The organism is Solirubrobacter soli DSM 22325, from assembly GCF_000423665.1.
Lineage (GTDB): Bacteria > Actinomycetota > Thermoleophilia > Solirubrobacterales > Solirubrobacteraceae > Solirubrobacter > Solirubrobacter soli.
Map to the genome: position 1 here is coordinate 258,797 of NZ_KE384073.1, position 16,522 is coordinate 275,318.

General features: G+C 71.6%; 23 protein-coding genes and 2 tRNA genes. 13 read left to right on the forward strand and 12 right to left on the reverse strand.

The features are described 5' to 3' along the window. Window positions 1–285, reverse strand: a complete 285-nt coding sequence (locus tag G569_RS0142100; protein ID WP_028067861.1) for a hypothetical protein — start codon at window positions 283–285, stop codon at window positions 1–3. A gap of 86 nt (window positions 286–371) precedes the next feature. Between G569_RS0142100 and G569_RS0142105 the strand changes: the two genes are divergently transcribed. The 3 genes from G569_RS0142105 to G569_RS65050 all read left to right on the forward strand — a co-directional run bounded on the left by G569_RS0142105 (window position 372) and on the right by G569_RS65050 (window position 3,610). Beyond that, a complete protein-coding gene (locus G569_RS0142105; RefSeq protein ID WP_169542373.1) occupies window positions 372–731 on the forward strand; it encodes a plastocyanin/azurin family copper-binding protein in 360 nt (119 codons plus the stop codon). A gap of 223 nt (window positions 732–954) precedes the next feature. Beyond that, window positions 955–2,331, forward strand: a complete 1,377-nt coding sequence (locus G569_RS56260) for an Nramp family divalent metal transporter (RefSeq protein WP_053227806.1) — start codon at window positions 955–957, stop codon at window positions 2,329–2,331. A gap of 226 nt (window positions 2,332–2,557) precedes the next feature. Continuing rightward, window positions 2,558–3,610 (forward strand): hypothetical protein, encoded by a 1,053-nt coding sequence (locus G569_RS65050; protein WP_211233237.1) that lies wholly within the window; start codon window positions 2,558–2,560, stop codon window positions 3,608–3,610. Here G569_RS65050 and G569_RS56265 read toward each other — a convergent pair. Next, window positions 3,522–4,460 carry an alpha/beta fold hydrolase gene (locus G569_RS56265; RefSeq protein WP_053227807.1) on the reverse strand — a complete coding sequence of 313 codons (939 nt, stop codon included), beginning with the start codon at window positions 4,458–4,460 and terminating at the stop codon, window positions 3,522–3,524. The two genes, G569_RS65050 and G569_RS56265, sit on opposite strands and share 89 nt — an antisense overlap. A gap of 21 nt (window positions 4,461–4,481) precedes the next feature. Beyond that, window positions 4,482–5,225, reverse strand: a complete 744-nt coding sequence (locus G569_RS60235; RefSeq protein ID WP_211233238.1) for an alpha/beta fold hydrolase — start codon at window positions 5,223–5,225, stop codon at window positions 4,482–4,484. Between the two features lie 11 nt (window positions 5,226–5,236). Here G569_RS60235 and G569_RS63525 point away from each other — a divergent pair, with 11 nt between their 5' ends. Further along, entirely contained in the window at window positions 5,237–5,407 is a 171-nt protein-coding gene (locus G569_RS63525) for a hypothetical protein (protein ID WP_157592683.1), read from the forward strand. 362 nt (window positions 5,408–5,769) lie between these two features. Next, entirely contained in the window at window positions 5,770–6,588 is an 819-nt protein-coding gene (locus G569_RS56275; protein ID WP_037503050.1) for a hypothetical protein, read from the forward strand. Here G569_RS56275 and G569_RS0142150 read toward each other — a convergent pair. Genes G569_RS0142150 through G569_RS0142160 form a run of 3 tightly spaced genes read right to left on the reverse strand, consistent with a single transcriptional unit; the run spans window position 6,572 to window position 8,086 of the window. Continuing rightward, window positions 6,572–6,985, reverse strand: coding sequence for a VOC family protein (locus G569_RS0142150; protein WP_028067865.1), 414 nt, complete (start codon window positions 6,983–6,985; stop codon window positions 6,572–6,574). The genes G569_RS56275 and G569_RS0142150 overlap by 17 nt on opposite strands. Window positions 6,986–6,995: 10 nt before the next feature. Beyond that, on the reverse strand, window positions 6,996–7,436 hold the full coding sequence (locus G569_RS0142155) for a helix-turn-helix transcriptional regulator (RefSeq protein ID WP_028067866.1): 441 nt from the start codon (window positions 7,434–7,436) through the stop codon (window positions 6,996–6,998). Window positions 7,437–7,453: 17 nt separating this feature from the next. Further along, window positions 7,454–8,086: a dihydrofolate reductase family protein gene (locus G569_RS0142160; protein WP_028067867.1), complete on the reverse strand. Its 633-nt coding sequence runs from the start codon at window positions 8,084–8,086 to the stop codon at window positions 7,454–7,456. A gap of 74 nt (window positions 8,087–8,160) precedes the next feature. Here G569_RS0142160 and G569_RS0142165 point away from each other — a divergent pair, with 74 nt between their 5' ends. Together G569_RS0142165 and G569_RS0142170 are read left to right on the forward strand one after the other, a co-directional pair. Continuing rightward, window positions 8,161–9,036, forward strand: a complete 876-nt coding sequence (locus G569_RS0142165; RefSeq protein ID WP_028067868.1) for a LysR family transcriptional regulator — start codon at window positions 8,161–8,163, stop codon at window positions 9,034–9,036. A 66-nt stretch (window positions 9,037–9,102) separates the two neighbouring features. Further along, window positions 9,103–9,303 carry an SHOCT domain-containing protein gene (locus G569_RS0142170; RefSeq protein WP_157592685.1) on the forward strand — a complete coding sequence of 67 codons (201 nt, stop codon included), beginning with the start codon at window positions 9,103–9,105 and terminating at the stop codon, window positions 9,301–9,303. A 5-nt stretch (window positions 9,304–9,308) separates the two neighbouring features. Here G569_RS0142170 and G569_RS0142175 read toward each other — a convergent pair. Continuing rightward, window positions 9,309–9,379 (reverse strand) — tRNA-Cys (locus tag G569_RS0142175). Between the two features lie 58 nt (window positions 9,380–9,437). On the opposite strand from G569_RS0142175, the gene G569_RS0142180 reads away from it, so the two are divergent. The 3 genes from G569_RS0142180 (at window position 9,438) to G569_RS0142190 (ending at window position 10,777) form a co-directional block, all read left to right on the forward strand. After that, window positions 9,438–9,511, forward strand: a tRNA-Val gene (locus tag G569_RS0142180). A gap of 96 nt (window positions 9,512–9,607) precedes the next feature. Then, window positions 9,608–10,060: a DUF6636 domain-containing protein gene (locus tag G569_RS60240; protein ID WP_028067870.1), complete on the forward strand. Its 453-nt coding sequence runs from the start codon at window positions 9,608–9,610 to the stop codon at window positions 10,058–10,060. Between the two features lie 63 nt (window positions 10,061–10,123). Next, window positions 10,124–10,777: a hypothetical protein gene (locus tag G569_RS0142190; protein ID WP_028067871.1), complete on the forward strand. Its 654-nt coding sequence runs from the start codon at window positions 10,124–10,126 to the stop codon at window positions 10,775–10,777. On the opposite strand, the gene G569_RS66240 is transcribed toward G569_RS0142190, so the two are convergent. Both G569_RS66240 and G569_RS0142200 read right to left on the reverse strand, forming a co-directional pair. Further along, window positions 10,774–11,625 (reverse strand): putative metal-binding motif-containing protein, encoded by an 852-nt coding sequence (locus tag G569_RS66240; RefSeq protein WP_028067872.1) that lies wholly within the window; start codon window positions 11,623–11,625, stop codon window positions 10,774–10,776. The genes G569_RS0142190 and G569_RS66240 overlap by 4 nt on opposite strands. A gap of 14 nt (window positions 11,626–11,639) precedes the next feature. Beyond that, on the reverse strand, window positions 11,640–12,008 hold the full coding sequence (locus G569_RS0142200; protein ID WP_028067873.1) for a hypothetical protein: 369 nt from the start codon (window positions 12,006–12,008) through the stop codon (window positions 11,640–11,642). Window positions 12,009–12,089: 81 nt separating this feature from the next. On the opposite strand from G569_RS0142200, the gene G569_RS60245 reads away from it, so the two are divergent. Further along, complete coding sequence (locus G569_RS60245) at window positions 12,090–12,812, forward strand: class I SAM-dependent methyltransferase (protein WP_053227808.1); 723 nt, start codon at window positions 12,090–12,092, stop codon at window positions 12,810–12,812. Here G569_RS60245 and G569_RS0142210 read toward each other — a convergent pair. Beyond that, entirely contained in the window at window positions 12,796–13,296 is a 501-nt protein-coding gene (locus G569_RS0142210; RefSeq protein WP_028067874.1) for an SRPBCC domain-containing protein, read from the reverse strand. The genes G569_RS60245 and G569_RS0142210 overlap by 17 nt on opposite strands. Then, window positions 13,293–13,610, reverse strand: coding sequence for an ArsR/SmtB family transcription factor (locus G569_RS0142215; RefSeq protein ID WP_028067875.1), 318 nt, complete (start codon window positions 13,608–13,610; stop codon window positions 13,293–13,295). The genes G569_RS0142210 and G569_RS0142215 overlap by 4 nt, the downstream gene beginning before the upstream one ends. 114 nt (window positions 13,611–13,724) lie before the next feature. Between G569_RS0142215 and G569_RS65055 the strand changes: the two genes are divergently transcribed. Together G569_RS65055 and G569_RS0142225 are read left to right on the forward strand one after the other, a co-directional pair. Continuing rightward, window positions 13,725–14,504 (forward strand): cupredoxin domain-containing protein, encoded by a 780-nt coding sequence (locus tag G569_RS65055; RefSeq protein ID WP_028067876.1) that lies wholly within the window; start codon window positions 13,725–13,727, stop codon window positions 14,502–14,504. 4 nt (window positions 14,505–14,508) lie between these two features. After that, window positions 14,509–15,051: a PASTA domain-containing protein gene (locus G569_RS0142225; RefSeq protein WP_028067877.1), complete on the forward strand. Its 543-nt coding sequence runs from the start codon at window positions 14,509–14,511 to the stop codon at window positions 15,049–15,051. On the opposite strand, the gene G569_RS60255 is transcribed toward G569_RS0142225, so the two are convergent. After that, window positions 15,048–16,508: a serine/threonine-protein kinase gene (locus tag G569_RS60255; protein WP_157592686.1), complete on the reverse strand. Its 1,461-nt coding sequence runs from the start codon at window positions 16,506–16,508 to the stop codon at window positions 15,048–15,050. The genes G569_RS0142225 and G569_RS60255 overlap by 4 nt on opposite strands. Window positions 16,509–16,522: the final 14 nt, after the last annotated feature.

Consider the following 16,522-nt stretch of genomic DNA (forward strand, 5'->3'; position numbering starts at 1 on the left):
CTACCAGCTACGAGCGACCCGCAGCCCGTAGACCAGCGCGCCGACGAACATCAGCCCGGTCAAGGCGGGGATATCGACCCGCGCCGCCGTGTGCGCGGCCGCCGACATCGCCGGGCAGCCGGGGACGATGCAGGTGCGTCCGGCGGTCCAGAGCAGGCAGGCGATCAGCTCGGCGGCGCACAGCGCGATCGCGGTGCGGGGGAACAGCGGCGGCGCATGAACGGTCGGGAAGAACAGAAACGCGCCGAACGACACCCAGAGCGTGAGTGCGATCGTCAGTTCCACTCGTGCATGGTCTCAGACGCGTACTCTGAACCCGGGACGGGGGACCTGCGTAGACCTCCGCGTTGGGAAACTGAATGGAGGGAAGCATGCGTAAGAGCAAGCTCGCCGCGGGGGCCGTCGTGTTGGCTGTGGGTCTCGGGGGCGTCATGACCACCGCTGGGTCCGCGGCGCCGAACGCGACCTACAAGCTGTCCGCGGACAAGTCGAAGTTGAAGTTCAACAAGTCGACGATCCGCGCCAAGGCGGGCAAGGTCACGCTCAGCATGTCCAACCCGTCGAGCCTGCCGCACAACATCGGCATCAAGGGCAAGGGGTCCGGCAAGACCGTCAACAAGGGCGGTACGTCGACCTTCAGCGCCAAGCTCAAGAAGGGCACCTACACCTTCTACTGCAGCGTCGGCTCGCACGCCAAGGCCGGGATGACCGGCAAGCTGATCGTCGGCTGACGTGGATTTGGTCTGGCGCGTTTGCGCGCGCCAGACCCTGGCAACACTTAGTGACGTCCGCTACAGAGGCCGCGGCGGCCTAAAGGGAGGCGCCGCGGGGGAGGTGAGGACGTTGGCACACGAGGTCAGCACTCGAGGTACGACCACGGGGCGGAGGTTCGAACGCCCTGACCAGGTTGAGCCGCAGTACGCCCCGGAGGCGCGCAGCGACCATCTGCCGCCGATGGAGTACAAGGACATGCCGGAGCCGCTGCCGCTCCGGAAGGTCCTCGGGCCGAGCGTGATCCTCGCGGGGGTCGGCGTCGGCTCCGGCGAGTACATCCTCTGGCCGTACATCAGCTCCAACGCCGGCGTCGGGTTCCTCTACCTGGCCGTCGTCGGCGTGACGATCCAGTACTTCCTCAACATGGAGATCGAGCGCTACACGCTCGCGACGGGGGAGACCGCGATCGCCGGGTTCGCGCGCTCGTGGAAGCCGTGGGGGATCCTCTTCTGCGTCTTCGCGATCGTCCCCAACATCTGGCCCGGCTGGGGCACGGCGGGAGCGACGATCCTGACCTACCTCGTAGGCGGGTCGGCGAACGTGATCGCGATGATCGTGCTCCTGTCGATCGGGGTGGCGTTGACGACGTCGCCCGTCGTCTACAAGGCGCTCGAGGGCGCGGAGTTCTTCAAGGTCGGGCTGACGATCGTCTTCCTGATCATCGCGATCGTCGCCGCCATCGAGCCGTCGGACTGGAAGGCCCTGGGCGACAACGTCGGCAACCTGGGCACGCTCCCGACCGGCGACGTCGCGGTCGCGACCCTGCTCGCCGGCCTCGTCTTCGCGGGCGCGGGCGGCGCGAACAACCTCGTGCAGTCCAACTGGATCCGCGAGAAGGGCTTCGGCATGGGCTCCTACGCGCCGCGGATCGAGTCCACGATGACGGGCGAGCCCGAGCCTGAGCCGTCGACGGGCGTGATGATGCGCCAGGACGAGGAGAACATCGCGCGCTTCCGCAAGTGGTTCAGCGTGGCCAACAAGGAGCAGCTCGTCTCGTTCTGGGCGATCTGCCTGGCCTCGATCACGGTGTTCTCGGTGCTCGCCTACTCGACGGTGTTCGGCAAGAACATCTCCGACGAGGCCGACTTCGACTTCATCAAGGGCGAGGGCGAGGTCCTCAAGGACGTCGTCGGGCCCTGGTTCGGCACGTTCTTCTGGATCTTCGGATCGATCTCGCTGATGCTGGTCGCGCTGGGCGTCGTCGACTACGTCGCACGTCTGTCTGCTGACGTTCTCAAGACACTGCACCTGCGCGACAACCAGCGCTGGAGCGAGTCGAAGCTCTACGCGTGCGTCGTGTGGGGGATGTGCCTCCTGGGCATCGCCGTCCTCGCGGCGGGCTTCGACCAGCCGCTCGTGCTGCTGGTGCTGAGCGCCTGCCTGAACGGCATCGTGATGTTCGTGTACTCGATCCTGTTGATCCGGCTCAACCGCAAGGGTCTGCCGCCGGCGATCCGCGTCCGCGGCGTGCGCCTCGGCGCACTGGGGTTCGCGGTGCTGTTCTACGGCTTCTTCGCCGGCTGGTACGTGATCGTCCAGCTCGGGGAGATCTTCTAGATGACGTCGCGCCGCCTCTTCGCCCGCTTCGTCGTGTTCGCCGCCACGTTCACAGTGCTGTACGTGGCGGCGACGCTGCTCGGGCTGAACACCTAGACCTACCTGGACGATCGGTCGAGTTGCGTCCAGACCGATTCAAGTCAAAGATGTCGCAACCAGGACGGACCCGCACGGAGGCGGCGAGTTGTACGGACGCAGGTTCCACATCGCTCTATACGGCTTGCTGTTGACGCTCGGCCTCGCCGCGCCCGCCCACGCTGCCGGCGTCGACGTGACGTCGGCGGGGTCGATCTCCGGCTCCGCCGTGGTCGGTCAGAAGCTGACGGTCTCCAACGGCAGCTACACCGGCCCGGCCGGCACCACGGTCGGGCGCCAGTGGCTGCGCTGCGACACCGCCACGACGACCAACTGCGCGTGGATCGACAACGCGACGACCACGCAGTACACGTTGACGACGTCCGACAAGGGCAAGTGGATTCGCGTGATGCTCTACGCGTACTACGGCTCGGACTGGGATTACGCGATCTCCAACGCGACAGCGACAATCGCGGCGGCGCCGACGCCCACGCCCACCCCGACGCCGACCAAGACGCCGACGCCCACCCCGACGCCGACCAAGACGCCCACGCCGACGCCGACACCGACCAAGACGCCGACGCCCACGCCGACGCCGACCAGGACGCCGACGCCCACGCCGACGCCGACCAGGACGCCGACCCCGACGGCCACGCCGGTCAAGACGACGACGCCGGTGATCTCGCCGACGCCGACCGCGACCGCCACGCCGACGCCCACCCCGGACTTCAACTCGGCCGACACGCCGCCCGCGGGCAACCCGCCGTCCGGCGACCCGATCGCCGAGCCCGTCGCCCAGCCGGACGCCGCGACCACGCAGAGCGCTCAGAAGGCGGCGAAGAAGAAGGTCAAGCCGAAGATGATCAAGCCCTACCCGACGGTGCGGATCAGCGGCAGCCTGACCAAGGGCGGCGCCAACGTCACCCGGCTCACCGTCCGCGCCCCGCGCGGCGTGCGGATCACGCTCACCTGCGAGGGCAAGGGCTGCCCGCTGCGCGAGGTCGCGCAGGCCACCTCGCTCTTCCACATCCAGCAGTTCGAGCGCGAGCTGCGTGCCGGGACCAAGCTGACGATCACGGTGACCAAGCCGAACTACATCAGCAAGATCACCACGATCACGATCCGCAAGGGCAAGGGTCCGAAGCGCACCGACAAGTGCCAGCTGCCGGGCGACACGAAGCTGTTCGCCTGCCCGAAGCGCTGAGCTCCCCCAGGATCTCGCGCACCCGCCGCCGGAAGAAGAAGTGCCCCTCGCCGGGGTCGAACCACGCGCGACACCGCGGCAGGCTCGCGACCAGGTGCAGCGCGTGATCGGACGGCACGAAGGCGTCAGCCAGCCCGTGCCAGACGTGCACCTCGCTCCGCACCTGATCGAGCGCGAACCCCCAGGGGCGTGACGTGACGAGGTGATCGTCGATCAACCCGCCGATCCCGCTCGCGGTCGCGGCGAGGAACGCGCTGTGCGTGTCGCGGCGGGTGGCGGACTCGGTGACGCGGCGGCGGTCGATCGGCGGCGCACCCACGAGCATCGCCCGCTCCAGGAGCCGTGGGTGGCGGGCGACGAGCGCCACGCCGCCGTCCCCGAGCTTGGCGGCGAGCCGCGGAGCCGCCGCGATCGCCCGGAGCGGCAGCCGCACGCGCCGGGGCAGGCCGGGGACCTCGACGGGCGCGCACAAGGGGGAGAGCGAGGACACCGCGGCGACCCGGACGCGTTCGCCGAGACGGTGCCCGGTGGCCAGCGCGTACGGCCCGCCCGCCGAGACGCCGACGACCGCGAAGCGCTCGAGGCCGAGGCGATCGGCGACCTGCTCGAGGTCCTCCGCGAAGTCCAGCAGCGTGCGCCCCGGCTGGCGGTCGGACCCGCCGAAGCCCGGCCGCTGTGGGAGCAGCAGCCGGACGCCGAGCGTCCCGAGCGCCAGCGCGAGGTCACCGCGGCACTCCAGCGGCGCGCCGATCGCGCCGTGCAGGTACATCACCGGGACCCCGTCGCGCGGGCCCACGTCGCCGACGGCCAGCGAGCGGCGGTCGGCAAGTCGCACGTGCAGGCCGTTCATGACCGGAATCGGTAGTGCGGCTCAGACGGCGCGGTGTTTCAGGGTGGTGACCAGTGCCCGGGCGAACGCCTCGGGCCGCTCCATCATCGGGATGTGACCCGCGCCCTCGATCACCTGCACGGGCAGGTCGAGCGGCGGCATCGGGACGATCCGGTCGTGCGCGCCCCAGATCGCGCCCACCGGCATCGCCAGCGCGCCGAGCCGCTCGGTCAGCTGCGCACGCGCGACGCTCTCCAGCGCCTCCCGGGTGCGGGTCGCTCCCGCTGAGGCCTTGAGCATCGCCCGCACCTCGGCGGGCGGGAGCGAGACCGGGTCCTTCGTCCCCGTCGCCAGCAGCAGCCGCCGGCCCCACGGCGTGTCCGCCAGCGGCGCCGCGCGCCGGCGCAGCGGGATCGCGCCCGCGGCGGCGACCGCGGCGACCCACGCGGCGGGCGCGGGGATCGACCGCAGGCCCGCCGGGGCGACGAGCACGAGCCGGCGGACCAGGTCCGGGTGGCGTTCGGCGAGCACGATCGCGACCGCGCCGCCCAGCGAGTGCCCGACCAGGTCCAACGGCTCCGCCAGCGCGGCGGCGATGACGTCCGCGACCTCCTCGAGCATGAACCCGTCGCCCGCCGGCGGCGACTCCCCGAAGCCGGGCAGATCCAACGTGATCACGCGGCCGTCGAGGTACGGGAGCACCCGCCGCCAGATCACCCGCGTCGTCGCGAGGCCGTGGACGAGCGCCAGCGGCTCGCCCGTTCCGTGGGTCTCGTACGCGAGCACGGCGCCCAACTGTGTCAAAGGACGCGCGCAGCGGCGCGGCCGCCGCGCCAGGCGCGAACGGCGCGCCCGGCGAGATCCGGATCGTCACTTGCAAGAAGGTGCGCAAGCACGGCCGTGTCCGCAAGGTCACGCAGCGCAAGTGCACCACGACGGTTCAGCGCACGGCGCCGACCCCCGCGTAGTCGAGCGGGTCGGTCATCGCGAACGCACCTGGCGTCGCGCCGAGGTTCGGCTTCCAGCCCGGCGCGGCGTTCAGATAGAGGATCGGGTCGCCGAACGGGCCCGACCGCCGGGCGCCCCGAGCGCGCGCAGCGCGGCCACGATCCATCGATCTGGGCCGGCGGCGCCCTCGCGCTCCCGGGAGCGAGCATCGCGCCCCCGGCGGCCGCGCCGAACATCCGGCGCCGGTCGTGGGACATCCCGACGTCTCGACCGTCATCTCCAGGTGCGGCATCATGCCGGGACGAGAGGCGACCCTAAGTCGGAGCGAGCGCTCAGGTCCAGTGCCGACGCGGCGGCCTCGGCGGCCGCGCAGGTCGCGGCCGTGCGCGACGATCCGGCGGCGCGGCTGGCGCTGATGTCGCGGGTGTTCCGCGGCCCGACGGGGCGGGCGCCGCGGCACCTCCCGTTCCGGCGCGCGGCGCTGTCGTTCATGCGCTGGCAGGCGCGCCGCGGCGTGCTCGCGCCGCTCGACGCGTCCCCGCCCGGAAGCGTCTGGTGGCGGTCGGTGAACGAGCGGCTGCTGCGCGACGGCTGCGAGACCGTCGCGCTCCTCGGCGGTCAGGACGGGGAGGCGTCTTCGGACGCCGTGCGGTTGTGGCTGGACTTCGCCATCTGGCCGACCGGGCGCCATTGGTACCGGGCCCACAACGCGAGCGTCGTCGCCGGGTATCTGGAGCACCGCGACCTGGCCGAGACAGAGGCCATGGCCGAGCGCTTCTTCATGAACGTCGCGCTGCTGCGGGTGCTGTACGCGCACGCGCTCGCCGCGGCGCCGCGGTTGGCGCTCGGTCCGTTCGCGCCGTTGGGCCACGTGTTGGGCGACCCTCGGCTCGGGATGGCCGGCGTCTTCCTGTCGCTGCGCCGCGTGCTGCCGGACCGCTACCCGCTCGCGCTGGATGTCGAGCGCTACATCGCCGCCGAGCAGCGGCTCGGCCGCCTGCTCGACTACGCGGTGATCGTGCCGCGGGTCCAGCAGCTCTATGAGTGGTCCGCGGGCGAGCTGGGGGAGCCGCGCCTGCTCGAACTCGTGCGCGACGGCAACCCGATCTACGCGTGGCCCTTCGAGGACCGCCACGTCTGGCGCCCGCCGAGCATGCCGGTCGCGGGGCGGGCGCTCTCCCGGCTCACGCGAGCGCGCTAGGCGGCTGGTCCACGCGCACCATGTTGCCGGAGGGGTCGCGCACCGCGAAGTCCTTCGTTCCCCAGAACTGCTCGGTCGGCTCCTGCACGATCTCCGCGCCCGCGTCGCGCACCTTCGCGAAGGACGCGTCGAGGTCCCCGGTCTGGAAGTGCACGCCCGGGAGCGCGCCCTTGGCGACCAGGCCGGCGACCAGGTCCAGGTCGGCCGGACTGCCGTTCAGGTAGTTGGTGAGCACGACCGCGATGTTCGGCTGCGAAGGCGAGCCGACCGTGATCCAGCGGAAACCCTCGTTGGCCACGTCGTTGCGCACCTCGAGGCCGAGGGTGTCGCGGTAGAAGCTCAGCGCCTCGTCCGGATCGTGGACGATGACGAAGCACTGGGAAAGCGTGAGGTCCATGGCGCCAAGGCTAAGACGCCACGGCCACAGGCGCTTCTCCGTTCCTGCTCGGATTGCGGCTCGGGCGCGTCGCGTTCTTGGCGACGCACCCGGACACCCCCGCGAGCGCGCTGTGGTCGCGGTTGCGATAGGCCGTCGGCGTCTCGCCCACGAGCTCCGTAAAGCGAGCGCTGAACGATCCGAGCGACGTACAGCCGACCTCCAGGCACACCTCGGTGACCGACAGATCGCCGTTTCGCAGCAGGAGCTTCGCCCGCTCGATCCGCCGCGTCATCAAGTAGCTGTAGGGCGTCTCTCCGTACGTCGCGCGGAACTGACGCGAGAAGTGCGCGGACGACATCAGCGCCGCCCGCGCGAGTGCCGCCACGTCGAGCGGCCGCATGTACTCGCGGTCGATCAGGTCCCGCGCGCGGCGCAGATGCGCAAGGTTGGCGAGTTCCTCCGACGTCACTGGAGCCGAGCGTAGCGTCACATGCCGATGCGGGCGAACGTCACGTGCGTGACGCCGCTGGGGGAGGAGACGGCCTCGACGGCGTAGTCCTGCTCGAGCCCTTCCAGCCCGTCCCAGAGCCGCACGCCGCGGCCCAGCAGGACCGGGACGATCGCGAAGTGGGCGTGGTCGATGAGCCGGGCGGCGAGGAAGTCGCGGATCACCGTGGGGCCGCCGCCGATGCGGATGTCCTTGCCGCCGGCGGCCTCCTTCGCGGTGGCGAGCGCTTCGGCGGGCGAGGCGTCGAGGAAGTGGAACGTCGTGCCGCCCTCCATCTCGATCGACGGGCGCGTGTGGTGGGTGAGCACGAAGACCGGCGTGTGGAACGGCGGGTTGGGGCCCCACGCGCCCTTCCAGTCCGGGTCGTCCTCCCATCCGGGGTGGCCGAACTTGCCGGCGCCCATGATCTCGGCGCCGATCCCGTGGTCGTGCCGCTGCATGAAGACGTCGTCGATGCCGCCGCTCCCGCCGGCCTTCCAGGTCCGCGTGGCGAACATCCACCTGTGCAGGCGCTCCCCGGCATGCCCGAAGTGGAGCTCCTTGGTCTGGCCCTCACCGGTGCCGAAGCCATCGAGTGAGACCGAGAAGAAGTGCACGTAGACGCGTGACATGCATGCAGCCTGCGCCGCACCGCCGAATTCGTCCAATAGCAACTTCCTCGCGGACTCATCGGTAGCTTTGATGAATGCTCGATGTCAACCGGCTGCGGGTGATCGAGGCGGTCTCGCGGCACGGGTCCGTGACCGAGGCCGCGAAGGAGCTGCACTACTCCCAGCCGGCGGTGACGCATCATTTGAGCCGGCTCGAGGCCGAGACCGGCGCGCAGCTGCTGCAGCGCGTCGGCCGGGGGATCCGGCTCACCCCGGCCGGGCAGCTGCTCGCCGAGCGGGCGGTCGAGATCATCGGGCGCATCGATTCCGCCCACGCGGAGCTCTCCGCCCACGTGGGGCTGACCGCCGGCCGCGTGCGGCTCGCGGCGTTCGCCTCCGCGATCGGGTCGCTCGTGCCGGCGGCGGTGGCGACGCTGGCGGCCAAGCACCCGGGCCTGGAGATCAGCCTGATCGACACCCACCCGCCCGAAGCGATCGAGCTCCTGCGGACCGGCAAGATCGAGGTCGCGATCATCTTCCGCTACGACGAGACCGAGCCCGAGCTGAACGGGGTTCGTCTCCACCACCTGCTCGACGATCCGGTCTACGTCCTGTCGACCCGCCCCGAGGACCCGGAGCTCGGCTCCCTGCGCGACGCGACCTGGATCGCGGGCTGCGACCGCTGCCGCAGCCACCTCCTGTCGATCTGCGCCGACGCGGGGTTCGACCCCCGGATCGGCTTCTCCTCCGACGACATGGTCGTGATGCAGGCGCTGGTCGTCGCCGGCCTCGGCGTGACCACCCAGACCGGCCTGTCCCTGCGCGCGCACCACATCGACGGCGTCGTCGCGACCGAGCTGCCCGGCTGGGAGCGGCACATCTTCGCCGCCACCTACGGCGAGCCGCCGGACCCACCCGCGACGGCCGCCCTCCTGGCGGCCCTCGCCGACGCCGCCACGGCGGTCCCGTAGGAAGCGTCGTCATCCGTTTCGGATGACGCGCGACGTCCCGAGCCGCGGGACCGTATGCGCGTGATCATGAGACCCTTCGCGATCGCGCCGATGATGTTCCGCGGCGCGATGTACCCGGTGAGGCGCTACGCGGCCCGGTCTGCGCCGCCCGCCCCGAAGCCGGACCTCGTCGAGCAGCTCCGGGGCCTGAAGACCTTGCAGGACGAGGGCGCGCTTACCCCAGAGGAGTTCGAGCTGGCGAAGCGCAAGGTGCTCGACCACCACTGATCGAAAGGCGCCGACCGGAATCGAACCGGTGTACACGGCTTTGCAGGCCGCTGCGTAGCCACTCCGCCACGGCGCCGGGGTGGGGCGAAGATCTTAGCCGCGTCCGACCGGTTGCTACTCTTCACGCCCCGCCGGGGCGATTAGCTCAGTTGGTTAGAGCGCACGCTTGACATGCGTGAGGTCACTGGTTCGAATCCAGTATCGCCCACCTCCTCGAGCCCGCAACCACGCGGGCTCGCGTCGTTCTGGTGTGCGCCGGCGCGGGTGGAGGTCCAGGTCGCGCGTCGCATATGCTGCGCGCAGGATGACCCACCGGCACCTCCTCGCCGCCGCCGCCGTGTTCTTCGCGCTGCCGGTGGCGACCGCGAACGCGGGCACGATGGGGTATTTCAAGACCCCGTCGCACAACGTCGTCTGCGCCTACGCGTACGGCTACTCCGACCAGAAGCCCTACGTCGAGTGCGGGATCAAGAGCGGGATCAAGCCCGCCGCCAAGCCGGCCGACTGCTCGGACCTCGGCGGCGATCCGGCCAACAACACCTTCGTCGATCTCGGCGTCACCAGCCGCCCGACGAGGGTGCCGTGCAAGGGCGACCCCGGCCCGTTCGTGATGGAGTCCAAGGCCAAGGTGCTGGCCTACGGCAAATCGTGGGCGCACAGCGGGCTCAAGTGCACGTCGGCGAAGAAGGGCCTGACGTGCAAGAACAAGCGCAAGCACGGGTTCTTCCTCTCCCGCGCGCGCTCGCGGTTCTTCTAGGCGCTACGACCCTTGTCCGTCGGGGGTTGACGGAGCAACGCGCGCGCTCGACGCTGGGCTGCGATGGAGACGCCGGACTTCGTGGCCACGATCGAGGACGCGCCGGCGTTCCCGCTCACAGCTGAAGCGCCCGCGGCCGCGGCGATCGCGCCGACCCAGGAGTTCCGCCCGCCGCAACGCGAGCCGGACCGGGCGCGCCCCGCGCGCCGCTCACCCCGGGCCGGCCAGAGCCCGCGGGTGATGTCGCGCGTCCTGCTCGCCGCGATCGCGGCCGCGATCGCGCTCTACGCCGCCGGCATCGGCGGCGACCTGCTCGGGATGATCCGCGGAGGCGCCTCCGCCCGCACGGTGCCGGTCGAAGGCGGCTCGCTCCTGCGCGCCGTGGCGCTCGAGGCGGCGCTGCACGGCCTGCCGCCGGGGCGGGTCGAAGCGCTGCGGGTGTCCGCCGACCGGATCGACGCGCGCGTCGTCATCGACGGTCACGTGCGACTCGTCCGCATCACCTCACGCGGCTGGGTGACCGACCTGCCCGCGCCGGAGAAGCCGGCCCGCCGCTGGGTCCGGGTGGACGCCCGCGCTCCCGCGCGGATCGTGCGCACGGTCAAACAGGCGAACGTCGCGTACCTGCTGCTCGACGGCGCCCGCTGGCAGCTCGTGCTCGACGACGGCCGCCAGTACTCAGCGGACCGCCACGGCCGAACCGTCCGCCGCGGCTAACTGCAGCGCGTCGGCTTCGTCGCGCCCGGCGCGAGGCAGAGCGTGCGCGCGATCGGGGTGCGACCCCGCTTGAGCGGATAGCGGATGACCTTGCCGATCTTGTCCGGCGCGGTCACGCGCACCTCGATCGTCTGGCCCGCCCGGAACCGCCCGCGGTAGCGCTTGATCGCGCGCAGGACGTTCAGGCGCCCACCGGACGGCGCCGTGACGGCCTTGCGCTTGACCGGGCAGCGCGGGCCTGAGCAGCGGAGCTCGACCGAAAGGCCGGGGCTGCCGCTCGTGATCAGCAGGCGATCGATCCGCACCCGCGTGCCGCTGACGTGGAAGTTCGTCGACACGTTGGCCACGATCGGCGGCAGCGCGTCGCGGATGCCGTCGCAGTTCTCGTCGACCGCGTTGCCGGGGATCTCGATCGCGCCCGGGTGGATCGCCGGGTCGAGGTCGTTGCAGTCCTGCGCGGCCGGGAAGCCGTCGCCGTCGGCGTCAGGCGGCGGGGGCGGAGCGGCGTCGCAGCGCGGGGCGCCGTCGAGGAAGCCCGTCGTGTACGTCTTGAGGTAGTGGTCGGGGACGTAGAGCCCGTTGACCTTGTCCCACAGCGCGGACCCGTAGACCTCCTCGCCAACGGTCTGGCACTCGATCTTCACCCACTGGCCCTTGCGGACGTGATTGACGACCGCCCGCGGCTCGGACTGCGGCTGCGCGCGCCCGTCGAGGTCCGCTTCGGCCAGGTACGTGTTGTCCGCCGCCCACGGTCGCAGGCTCGTGACCGGCGTGTCGGCGCGCGCCGCGGCCGGGAGGAGCAGGGCGAGAATCAGCGCGCCGAAGATCCACAAGCCCCTGCCGCCCATCCCGACCGAGGCTATCAACGCGCGTCGATCAGCTTGATCTTCTGAACGATGTCCTTCTGACCGGCGATCTTCAGGCGGACCGTGTAGCGGACGTTCACCCGCCAGTCGCTCTTGGACGTGATCGTCGCCCGGTAGCGGGTGTCGTTGCCGTGCATGCCGACCTTCTTGATCGCCGACGCGCGCTTGCCCGGGGCGAGCACGTAGCGGGCGTCGATCGTGCCGTCGGCCTTGCGCGGGAGCACCGGCGAGGCGAACTCGATCGTCGCGTGGTGGGTGTCCACGAGGCGCATGGAGATCGCGCTGTGGAGCGGGACGTCGGCGCTGGCGGAGGCGGGGAGGGCCAGGGCGCCGATCAGGAGGGGGAGGGAGAGGATGCGTCGCATAACACTCAGTCCAACGGCTGCCGGACGCGACTGTGACGGGGTTACCGATGAGCGACGCGCTCACAATCGGTCCTACGGTTCATGAACCTCTGGAACGACGAAGCGGCGGTGTTCGCCGAGCACTGGTCCGCCTTCGGCGCCCCCGCGCAGCGCAAGGTCGCGGACGCGCTCGGGCTGTGCGAAGGGATGCGCGTGCTCGACGTCGGCTGCGGGGCGGGACGCTTCTGCGCGCTCGCCGCCTCGCGCGGCGCGGCCGTCAGCGGTCTCGACGGCGCGCCGGCGATGATCGAGATCGCGAGCCGGACAGCGCCCGGCGCGGACCTGTGCGTCGGCCCGCTCGACCGGCTGCCGTGGCCTGGCGCGACCTTCGACGCCGTCACGGGCTTCAACTCGCTGCAGTTCGCCGACGACCCGGTGGCCGCGCTGCGCGAGTGGGTGCGCGTGACCCGGCCGGGCGGGGCGATCGCGATCACCGTCTGGGGACCGCGCGAGGAGTGCGAGCTCGAGCTCGTCGAGGGCGTGGTGCGTAGGGAGCCACCGCCCGAGCGACTCTGCCACCGGCTGCTCGAGACGGTCGCCGCCGCCGGGCTGACGCTGCGCGAGCACGACGCGGTCGCGGTGCCGTTCGAGGTCCCGGATCTGGAGCGGCTCGAGCTCGCGCTCGGCTTCGAGGCGCGCGGCCTGGACATTCCCGAGGCGGAGGCGCTGGCGATGATGGTCGCCGCGGCGGAGCCGTTCCGGCGCGCGGACGGCTCCTACCGCTTCGAGAACGTCTTCCGCTGCGCGATCAGCGTGAAGCCATAGGCGCACCGGACTCGAGCACGCTCTTGAGGTCCGACAGCACCCACGCCCAGCCGCCGCCGGCGCCCTCGGCCTCGTGCTCGCCGCCCACCATCGCGGCGAGGGCCGGCGCGCCTTCGAGCTCGTGGATGACGGTGAGCTTGGTCACGCCCCCGTCGAGCGCCTCGATCTCGTGGGTGAGCCGCGTGAAGCCCTCCTCCTTCATCGTCTCGTCCATCAGCATCCGCCAGGTCTGGACGAGCTTGCGCGGCGGGTCGACCTCCAGGAACTCGCCGTCGATGATCAGCTCGGGCACGCCCGGGAAGGCGGCCATCGCGGGGCCGGGCTTGGCGTGGGCGCGGCCGCCCGCGCGCAGGTCGTAGTCGCTGATCGCGGCGTAGCCGTAGCGCTGCGTCCATTCGGGCTTGGTGATCGCGTCCCAGACCGCCTCCGGGGTGGTGCGGATGTAGACGCGGTAGACCTGGGTCGTCGCGGTGGAAGTGGTCATGCAGACTCCAGCTGGGCTTTGAGGTCGGCGAGCGCCGACACCCGGCGCTCGGTGTATTTGTCGATCCAGCGGTCGTGGATCAGGCGGATCGGCACCGGGTTCAGGTAGTGCAGCTTCTCCCGGCCCGACCGGCGCGCGACGACGAGGTTCGCCTCCTCGAGCACCCGCAGGTGCTTCATCACGCCGAAGCGGGTCATCTCGAGCTCGGACTCGAGCTCGGTCAGCGTGCGGCCGTCGCGGGCGAACAGGCGGTCGAGCAGGAAGCGGCGGGTGGGGTCGGCGAGCGCCTTGAAGACCCGGTCGTCGTCGCTCATCGCCAACCAGAATAGGTGACCAAAAGGTCACATGTCAACTTCGTCCGAACCGAATGCGCAAGCGCGGCGTATCCCCGGGCGGGTGTAAGGCTCAGCTCACGGAGGGCGATGACTGTGGGGCTCGGATGCAAGGCGCTGCTCGCCGCGGCGGCGCTGGTCTGCGCGGCAGCGCCGGCCTGGGGCGACGGCTACCCGGACGGGACGTTCACCGCCGTCGACTACGCCTGGCGGGCGAACGACACGGACGCGACGACGCTGACGATCGCCCCGGGGCAGACCGTCACGTTCGGCTATCCGTCGGGCATGACGACCCACAACCTCGACTTCACCGACCGCGTCCCGGACTGCACCGGCCTGCCGCCCGGTCCGCGGCCGAAGGGCTGGTCGGCGACGTGCACGTTCGCGCAGGCCGGGACGTACCCGTTCGTCTGCGACGTGCATCCCCAGATGACCGGCAAGGTCGTGGTCGCGGTGCCGACGCCGACCCCGACGCCCACCGCCACGGCCACGCCCACACCCGCGCCGACCACGGACCCGACCACGCCCGCCGCCACCCCGACCCCGGTCGGCACCACGCCACCCGCGCCCAAGCAGACCTCGCTCGCGCTCAGGCTCGCGAGCCGGCAGAAGGGCACGCGGGTGCGGGGGAGCCTCAGGGTGGTGCAGGCGGGCTCGCGTGTCGAGGTCGCCGTCCGCTCAGGCAAGGCCAGGGCGGGGACGTGGGTGAAGAAGTCGGCGGCCAGCGGCCGGACCTCCTTCACCGTCGTCCTGAACGCGAAGACCCGGAAGGCGCTGCGCGCCAGACGTCATCTGAGCCTCACGGTCACCGTCTCGCTCACCCCGCCTGGCGCCAAGACACTGACCACCACCGCGAAGGCGATGGTTAGCCTGTGAGGGAGTGCGTCGCCCCCTGATCCTCCTGCTCGCCGCCGGCCTGCTCGTCAGCGCCTGCGGTGAGGCCCCCCGCCCCACGGCCGAGCCGCGCGTCAAGCTCAAGCTCGACGCGCCGGACAGCGGCGGCAAGACCCGGGACACGCACATCGCGGTCAGCGGCACCGTGTCGCCCGCCGACTCCGCGGTGCAGGTGATGGGCGTCGAGGCGCAGGTCACCGCCGGTCAGTTCACCGCCGACGTCGACCTCGAGCCGGGCGGCAACGTCATCGACATCACCGCCTCCTCGCCGGGCCGCCGCTCGGCGACCGACGCCGTCCGCTTCACCCGCGACATGACCGTCGACGTCCCGGACGTCCTCGGCCAGACACCTGAGGACGCGACCGCGGCCCTCAAGGACATCGGCCTCGTCGCGGTCGTGCAGGACGACGGAAACTGGCTCGACCGCCTGCTGGGCGCGCCGCAGGTCTGCACGACCGACCCGTCGGCTGGTACCGCGGTCGCGAAGGGCACCAAGGTGACCGTGCACACCGCGCGAGCCTGCAGCTAATCCGGCCTGAACGCGATCAGCGAGATCCGCGGCCGGCCCTTGTCGCGGATGACGATCCACGTCATCTGGCCGGTCGTCGGCTTCGCGCCCTTGTAGGAGATCTTGTACTTGGCGGTCGCGCGGCCTGACGCCCCGCCCTCGCCGGAGAGGCCGTCGAGCTCCATCCCCGTGATCGCGTTGTCGTTGAACTGGCTCTCATAGGCGGCGACGACGGTGCGCCGGCCGACCTGGCTGTCGGTGGGCGAGGTGCGCTGGGCGTCGGAGGTCAGCAGACGCGAGATCCGCGGCGCGTCCTCGTCGCCGTAGGCCGAGGCGAACGACTTCGCCATCCGCTCGACGTCGCCGGAGGACACCGGGGCGCCCGGCTCCGGGGTGTCCGCGCCGCCGGGGACGACCCCGAGCGCGACGACGCCCGCCGCGATCGCGCCCACGCCCGACGCCCACGCCAGCGCGCGCCGGCGCGTTCGGCGCGCGCGGTAGGTGCGCACGGGCGCCTCCTCGGCCTGCGTCGGCCTGGCGTCCTCGTCGACCGGGTCCGGCAGCGGCTCGTGCGGGCCGGACCACAGGCGCCCGTCGCGGCGGATCGTCGGCGCGGCGGCCCCGCGCGCCACCGAGCGCTCCTCCGCGGTCACCGAGCGGCCCTCGGCGGCCGCGAGGGCGGCGCGCCCGAAGTCGCCCGCCGACGGGTAGCGATCCTCGGGCGACTTGGCCAGCGCCCGCGCGAGCACGCGGTCGAAACCGGGGGAGACGCCCTCGGTCAGCGACGCCCGAGGCGGCTTGTCGTGCAGGTGGGCGAGCATCGTCGCCGGGACGGTCTCGCGCAGGAACGGGGGCGCGCCGGTCAGCGCGGCGAACAGCACGCATCCGAGCGCGTAGACGTCCGCCCGGGCGTCGTTGGGCCCGGGGTGGAACTGCTCGGGCGCCATGTAGTCGACGGTGCCGAGGAAGTGCCCGCCGGTCGTCATCGTGTCGGCGCCGGCGAAGCGGGTGAGGCCGAAGTCGGCGAGGTAGGCGTGGTCGCCGCTCAGGAGCACGTTGGCGGGCTTGACGTCGCGGTGGATCAATCCCGCCTCGTGCGCCGCGTCGAGCGCGCCCGCGACCTGGTCGACGATCTTCGCCGCGCGCAGCGGATCGATCCGCCCCTCGCTGCGCAGCAGCCGGTGCAGGTCGGTCCCCTCGACCCAGCGCATCGTGATGTAGAGGCGCCCGTCCTCCTCGCCCGCCTCGTAGACGGGGATCACGTTCGGGTGATCGATCGCGGCCGCCATCCGCGACTCGCGCTGGAAGCGCTCGCGGAACCCCGCGTCGGCCGCGTGCTCAGGCGCGATCAGCTTCAGTGCGACCGGCCGCCCGAGCGAGAGCTGGGTGGCGCGATAGACGATGCCCATGCCGCCGCGGCCCGCGACCGACTCGATCCGGCACCCTGCGATATGAGCGCCTTCCAGGACGTCGGTCACCCTTCGATTGTGAC